The sequence below is a fragment of the Methylobacterium sp. WL116 genome, from assembly GCF_008039455.1.
Lineage (GTDB): Bacteria > Pseudomonadota > Alphaproteobacteria > Rhizobiales > Beijerinckiaceae > Methylobacterium.
In genome coordinates, this window is sequence record NZ_VRUV01000523.1 from 1 (window position 1) to 3,079 (window position 3,079).

At 69.1% G+C, this 3,079-nt stretch carries 3 protein-coding genes; all 3 read left to right on the forward strand.

From position 1 onward, the window contains the following. The first annotated feature begins 289 nt into the window (after positions 1-289). Positions 290-910 (forward strand): urease subunit gamma, encoded by a 621-nt coding sequence (locus tag FV223_RS23900; RefSeq protein WP_147729308.1) that lies wholly within the window; start codon positions 290-292, stop codon positions 908-910. A 1-nt stretch (position 911) separates the two neighbouring features. Next, complete coding sequence (gene ureC / locus FV223_RS23905) at positions 912-2,639, forward strand: urease subunit alpha (RefSeq protein WP_147729309.1); 1,728 nt, start codon at positions 912-914, stop codon at positions 2,637-2,639. Between the two features lie 31 nt (positions 2,640-2,670). Then, the coding region (locus FV223_RS23910) for a DUF29 domain-containing protein (protein ID WP_147729310.1) at positions 2,671-3,079 on the forward strand (409 nt) is incomplete at its 3' end.

Here is a 3,079-nt window from a genome sequence, read left to right on the forward strand (position 1 = left end):
TCCCCATCGCGCTCGTGAACGCGCGCCACCGCGGAGGCGGCGAGCTCGGCGATGCCGACGGGGCGCGCGTTCACGAGCGCGATGGGGAGGGGAATCGTCATGTTCGGATCCGCAGAATGACGCGTGCGCGTGAACGCGCCATGTACGGACGCGCGAAGGTTCAATCAGCGGTAGGCGCGGCACGTTCCGGTCGCCCGGAAGGCTTGACCGTCGCACCAGCATGATCCTTGCTCCAGGTCCGAACCGGCCGAAATGAGTCCGGACCAGCCGAAATCCGAGAGGGCTCCTCGTGCTGCTGACGCCTCGCGAAAAAGACAAGCTCCTCGTGGCCATGGCCGCGCAGGTCGCGCGGAACCGCCTCGCCCGCGGCGTCAAGCTCAACCACCCGGAGGCGATCGCGCTGATCACCGACGTCGTGGTCGAGGGCGCCCGCGACGGGCGCTCGGTCGCCGAGCTGATGCAGGCGGGCGCCAACGTGCTCACCACGGACCAGGTGATGCCGGGCATCGCCGAGATGATCCACGACATCCAGGTCGAGGCGACCTTCCCCGACGGCACCAAGCTCGTCACCGTGCACCATCCGGTGCGCGGCGCGCCCTCCCCCGACGTGCCGGGCGCCGTCACCACGCTGCCGGGCGAGATCGTGTTCAACGAAGGCTGCGAGCGCACCGTGGTTGAGGTCGCCAACGTCGGCGACCGGCCGATCCAGGTCGGCTCGCATTACCATTTCTTCGAGGTCAACCCGGGGTTGCGCTTCGACCGGGAGAAGGCCCGCGGCCGGCGCCTCGACATCGCGCCGGGCACGGCGGTGCGGTTCGAGCCCGGCTCGACGCGGGAGGTGGCCCTGGTGCCGCTGTCCGGCGGGCGGACGGTGTACGGCTTCCGCGGCGACGTGATGGGGGCGCTCTAGCATGGCCAACACGCCCCCCCGCGCCGCCCTCCCCCGCGCCGCCTATGCCGACATGTTCGGGCCCACGACCGGCGACCGCATCCGGCTCGCCGACACCTGCCTGGAGATCGAGGTCGAGCGCGACTTCACCACCTACGGCGAGGAGGTGAAGTTCGGCGGCGGCAAGGTGATCCGCGACGGGATGGGGCAGAGCCAGGTCACCAACGCCGACGGCGCGGTGGACACGGTGATCACCAACGCGGTCGTGCTCGACCATTGGGGCGTGGTGAAGTGCGACGTCGGGATCGTGAAGGGGCGGATCGTCCGGCTCGGCAAGGCCGGCAACCCGGACATCCAGCCGGGCGTCGACATCGTCGTCGGCCCGGGCACCGAGGTGATCGCCGGGGAGGGCAAGATCCTTACCGCCGGCGGCTTCGACAGCCACATCCACTTCATCTGCCCGCAGCAGATCGACGAGGCCCTGTGCTCGGGGATCACCACCATGCTCGGCGGCGGCACCGGGCCGGCGCACGGCACCTTCGCCACCACCTGCACGCCGGGCCCCTGGCACATCGCCCGGATGATCGAGGCGGCCGACAGCTTTCCGATGAACCTGGCGTTTGCCGGCAAGGGCAACGCCTCGCGCCCCGACGCTCTCGTCGAGATGGTGCGGGCCGGCGCCTGCGCGCTCAAGCTGCACGAGGATTGGGGCACCACGCCGAAGGCGATCGACACCTGCCTGACGGTCGCCGACCAGCACGACGTGCAGGTGATGATCCACACCGACACGCTGAACGAGTCGGGCTTCGTCGAGGACACGATCGCGGCGTTCGCCGGCCGCACCATCCACGCCTTCCACACCGAGGGCGCCGGCGGCGGGCACGCGCCCGACATCATCAAGGTGGCGGGGCTCGCGCACGTGCTGCCCTCGTCCACCAACCCGACGCGGCCCTACACGAAAAACACCATCGACGAGCATCTCGACATGCTGATGGTGTGCCACCACCTCGACCCGTCGATCCCGGAGGATCTCGCCTTCGCCGAGAGCCGCATCCGCAAGGAGACGATCGCGGCCGAGGACATCCTGCACGACATCGGCGCGCTCTCGATGATGTCGTCGGACAGCCAGGCCATGGGCCGGGTCGGCGAGGTCGCGATCCGCACCTGGCAGACGGCGGACAAGATGAAGCGCCAGCGCGGCGCCCTCCCCGGCGACGCCTCGGGCAACGACAACCTGCGGGCGCGGCGCTACATCGCGAAATACACGATCAACCCGGCGATCGCGCACGGCGTGTCGGCCCATATCGGCTCGGTCGAGCCGGGCAAGCTCGCCGACCTCGTGCTGTGGTCGCCGGCCTTCTTCGGGGTGAAGCCCGACCTCGTGATCAAGGGCGGGATGATCGCGGTGGCGCCGATGGGCGATCCCAACGCCTCGATCCCGACGCCGCAGCCGGTGCATTATCGCCCGATGTTCGGCGCCTACGGCCGCGCGCCGTTCGCGACCGCGCTGACCTTCGTCTCGAAGGCCGCGATCGCGGACGGCCTGCGCGAGCGCCTGGGTGTCCAGAAGCAGCTCGTCGCGGTGGAGAACGTGCGCGGCGGCATCTCGAAGAAGAGCATGATCCTCAACGACGCGACGCCCGAGATCGAGGTCGACCCCGAGACCTACGACGTGCGCGCCGACGGCGAGCTGCTGGTCTGCGAGCCGGCCGACGTTCTGCCGATGGCGCAGCGGTACTTTTTGTTTTGAGGTAGGATCGGCACGTTCGAGGAGAGCCACGATGTCGAACGCCGCGCTGAGACCGCCTCCGGCGGCCGATCCCTATGAGACGGACTTCTATCTCTGGACGCAGGCCCAGGCCGAGCTGCTGCGGGCACGCCGGTTCGACGAGCTCGACCTGAGGAACCTGATCGACGAGGTGAGGAGCGTGGGCGGCAGCGAGAAGCACCAGATCGAAAGCCGCCTGGACGTTCTTCTCGGCCATCTCCTCAAGTGGAAGTACCAGCCGGGATTGCGCAACAACAGCTGGACGGCCACGATCTTCGAGCAGCGGACCCGGATCGGCCGTGTTCTGCGCGCCAGCCCCAGCCTCAAGCGCTACCCGGCGGATGTCTTCGACGCGTGTTACCTGTCCGGCCGCCTGCTGGCGTCGAAGGAGACCGGCATCGACTTCACGCTGTTTCCCGAGG